The organism is Mycobacterium sp. TH-M25 (genome assembly GCF_057473665.1).
The window spans coordinates 1-3,384 of the sequence record NZ_JBYCLA010000234.1 but is presented as its reverse complement, the minus strand read 5'-3'; the positions used below and the strand labels follow the sequence as shown (position 1 = coordinate 3,384).

The window sequence follows — 3,384 nt, the reverse complement described above, 5'->3', positions numbered from 1 at the left end:
GTTCGACGAGGGGGTCGGTGGGCTCTCGCAGTTGCGCGGCTACGTGCTGACCCCGGATGCCCACGCCCTCGATCAACGGCTGGACAAGCTGGCGGGGACGGTGTGTGCTGAGGATCCGCGCTCGCGTGCCGAGCGGCGCGCGGATGCGTTGGGGGCGTTGGCCGGCGGGGCGGATCGGCTGGGGTGTCGCTGCGGGCGTGCTGATTGCCCGGCCCGGGGCCGGGCCGGGGCGCCGCCGGTGGTTGTCCATGTGCTGGCCGAACAGCCCACTCTGCACGGTGACGGCGCTCCCGGTTCGCAGGTGTGCGCCGACGGGTTGATCAGCCCCGACCTGGTGGCCGAACTGGCGGCGACGGCCAAACTTGTGCCGCTGGTTCATCCCGGGGACGCCGCCCCCGAGCCGGGGTATGTGCCGTCGAAGGCGTTGGCCGATTTCGTACGCTGCCGGGATCTGACGTGTCGCTGGCCCGGCTGTGAGCGTCCGTCCTTTGACTGCGAGCTTGACCACACCATCCCTTACGCCCAGGGTGGGCCCACCCATGCGGCAAACCTCAAGTGCTACTGCAAAACCCACTAGCAGTTGGCTGGATAACCTAACAAGGGTGGTAGGGTAACAAGCCATGACGACCGCGATCTACCTCCGGCAATCGCTGGACCGCACCCGCGACGAGGCAGCCATCGACCGTCAGCGCGCAGCCTGCCGGGAGCTGGCGCAGCGCCGGGGCTGGGCCGATCTGGTGGAGTTCGTCGACAATGACCGCAGCGCCACCAACGGCACCCGCCCCGCCTATCAGGAAATGCTGGCCGCCGTTGGCGCCGGAAAGATCGCCGCGATTGTGTGCTGGCATGTCGACCGCCTATACCGGCAGCCGCGCGACCTTGAGGACCTGATCGACCTCGCCGAGGTCAACAAAATCGGTTTGGCGACCTGCGTCGGCGACGTCGACCTGTCCACGGACATGGGCCGCCTGGTGGCCCGGTTGTTGGGGGCGGTCAACCGCGGCGAGGTTGAGCGCAAGGCGGCCCGGCAGAAACTCGCCGCCAAGCAGATGGCCGCGCGAGGCATTCCGAAGTGGCCGCGTACCCCGTTCGGTTATACCGCCGACTGCCAGCCACACCCGGTCGAGGCCGAGCTGGTCCGCAAGGGCTACGAGACGATCCTGGGCGGCGGGTCCCTGTCTGGGCTGGCGCGCGAATGGAACAAGGCAGGCTATTACGGGCGCACCGGCAAGCCCTGGACCGCATCAACCATGTCCTTGTTCCTCCGCGCACCGCGCAACGCCGCGCTGCGCGCCCATAACAACGTCATCGTCGGACCCGGTACCTGGCCGCCGCTCGTCGACGAAACCACCTGGCGCGCAACACAAGCCCTGCTCGACGACCCGGGCCGCAAGCCCGGCCCCAAGACGGTGCGCCGGCATTTCCTGACCGGGGTGCTGCGCTGCGGCAAATGCGATGACGGCGGCCGTATCTCGGGCTACCAGGGGCCGAAAGGCCAAGAGCGCTACCGCTGCTGGAAATGCCTTGGCGTGGCGATCTCCAAGCCGGAAACCGAGGAGACGCTGCGCCGCATCATATGCGGCCGGTTGGCCCGCGACGACGCGAAGCAACTGCTCATCGACCGCGACACACCCGACCTCGACGCGCTCACCGCAGAAGCGAACACCCTTCGGGCACGCCGAATCGAGCTGGCCACCGAGTTCGCCGACGGAGAACTGACCGCAGCCGAACTACGCGCGGCGCGGGAACGACTCAACACCAAACTCGATGCCGTCGAAGCCAAGATGAGCGATGCTAGCGCCAAGCGAGTATTCGCCGACATCCCACTCGGGAGCGACCGCGTATACGCCGCGTTCAACGGCCTTGACATGGACCGTCAACGCGCCATTATCAATGTCATGCTGGTGGCGACCGTGATGCCGGTGGGCAAGCGAGGTCGGGTGGCGTTCGACCCCGAACGGATCGCGATCGAGTGGCAGCTATGAGCCGGGAAGTTCTCAAGGTGTACTGCCCCCGCAACCACAAAGTAGGCAGCGTTACCGCCGACGCCGACGCTGGGGTGTATGTGGTCAACCACTTCGCTGCCCTCGGTGGCGTCGAAGGACCCATCTACCCGTCCAAAAATCAGGTCAGGTCCCCATTGCTGCGCGACGAGGTGGCCGAGACGACTGCCTACTGCAAAACATGCAAGGAGCCGGTGACGCTCGACCTTCGGGTGATTAGCCGCAAGGTCGCCGCCGGCGCGCGGGATCACCACGCAGCCTATTCCAACGCCATCGACAAAACGTGGCGGCAGGCCGGCCGAGAACCGATGTACCCGCCGGACGCGACACGCCGAAACGACGACCGCTAGCGACCGACTACGGCTGCTATAGTCTAGCCATACGCGCCGCGCGAAATTAGTCGCGAAACCGGCCCCTTTTGGCAAGGGTCTCCAATTCGATGGAGACCTTGCATGCCCGAAAAACTGATCACCATTCGCGACGTCTGCGACCGCTACGGCCTGTCGGACAAGACAATCCGCCGCAAAATCAAAAGCGGCCAGCTCCCGGCGTACAGAGTCGGCGACCGTTTACTCAAACTCGACCCCGCCCAGGTTGAGCAAGCGTTGGTTCGGCGCGCCAACAACAACGATTTCGAGTCCTACATCGAAAAAGTGTTGAGCGCCGCGCCGCGGCTCACTGCGGACCAAGCGGACCGGTTGCGCGTACTACTAGAGCCGGCGCGCCGCGAGATAAACGCCCAGATGGGCGGAAAAACCGCGTGACGCAACGAAAAGGGCCGGCCCCGGGAAGCCGGCCCCTCCGAGATACCACATCCGTCCCCGAGTTTACCGCAGCGTTGGCGTCCCAGCAGGTGAGCTGGTGGCCGGTCCACGAGTTCCTGCAAGCCGCCCTCGCCCAGGCGAACTGCGCCGGCCCGTTGCCGTGGCCTGGCACGCCGGCCTGGTGCGACCTGGCTGACGGGGACCCGCGAAAGCTTCTCGCGTTGGCGAGCTTCGGGGAACATCACGCCTTGCGGGTCGAAACCGCACAGACCGCGAAAGCTGACGCTGCACAGGACGTTTCAGCATCAGCGGATTGGTCGCAGATCGCGCGAGAGCTACGCGGCCGCGACGCCGCGCGGGCCTCCGGCGCCTACATCCGGCGGGTAGTCGCGTGAACGCCGCGGACGCCGATTACGTCGACGACTTGAAGGATTGGTACGCCGAGGACGACCCCGACGGCGCCGAGCTGCTCGACGACATCGAGTCGTTCGCCGGGCCATTTCTGGCGCTGCCGACCCCGGATCACTTGACGGTCTTGTGCCTGTGGGCTGCTCACACTTGGTGTGTCGGTGCGTTTTACGTGACACCCCGCCTGGTGCTCGACTCGCCAGAGCCAG

The 3,384-nt window shown here is 66.3% G+C and carries 5 protein-coding genes and 1 pseudogene; all 6 read left to right on the top strand.

What is annotated here, in order from left to right; all coding sequences use genetic code 11:
* Nucleotides 1-577, top strand: a 577-nt coding sequence (locus AC2VOU_RS07820) for an HNH endonuclease signature motif containing protein (protein WP_486956859.1), incomplete at its 5' end; no start/stop codon positions are given.
* 43 nt (nucleotides 578-620) lie between these two features.
* Nucleotides 621-1,985 carry a recombinase family protein gene (locus tag AC2VOU_RS07815; RefSeq protein ID WP_486956858.1) on the top strand — a complete coding sequence of 455 codons (1,365 nt, stop codon included), beginning with the start codon at nucleotides 621-623 and terminating at the stop codon, nucleotides 1,983-1,985.
* Nucleotides 1,982-2,353, top strand: coding sequence for a hypothetical protein (locus AC2VOU_RS07810; protein WP_486956857.1), 372 nt, complete (start codon nucleotides 1,982-1,984; stop codon nucleotides 2,351-2,353). Before AC2VOU_RS07815 ends, AC2VOU_RS07810 begins: the two co-directional genes overlap by 4 nt.
* A gap of 102 nt (nucleotides 2,354-2,455) precedes the next feature.
* On the top strand, nucleotides 2,456-2,767 hold the full coding sequence (locus tag AC2VOU_RS07805) for a helix-turn-helix transcriptional regulator (protein WP_486956856.1): 312 nt from the start codon (nucleotides 2,456-2,458) through the stop codon (nucleotides 2,765-2,767).
* An 89-nt stretch (nucleotides 2,768-2,856) separates the two neighbouring features.
* Nucleotides 2,857-3,162 (top strand): DUF2742 domain-containing protein, encoded by a 306-nt coding sequence (locus AC2VOU_RS07800; protein WP_486956855.1) that lies wholly within the window; start codon nucleotides 2,857-2,859, stop codon nucleotides 3,160-3,162.
* A pseudogene (locus AC2VOU_RS07795) lies at nucleotides 3,159-3,384 on the top strand (DUF3631 domain-containing protein); the annotation flags it as partial. The gene AC2VOU_RS07800 and the pseudogene AC2VOU_RS07795, both read left to right, overlap by 4 nt.

Coding starts and splice junctions, on each gene's coding strand:
- AC2VOU_RS07815 (WP_486956858.1), top strand. CDS start 621: ATGACGACCGCGATCTACCTCCGGCAATCGCTGGACCGCACCCGCGAC.
- AC2VOU_RS07810 (WP_486956857.1), top strand. CDS start 1,982: ATGAGCCGGGAAGTTCTCAAGGTGTACTGCCCCCGCAACCACAAAGTA.
- AC2VOU_RS07805 (WP_486956856.1), top strand. CDS start 2,456: ATGCCCGAAAAACTGATCACCATTCGCGACGTCTGCGACCGCTACGGC.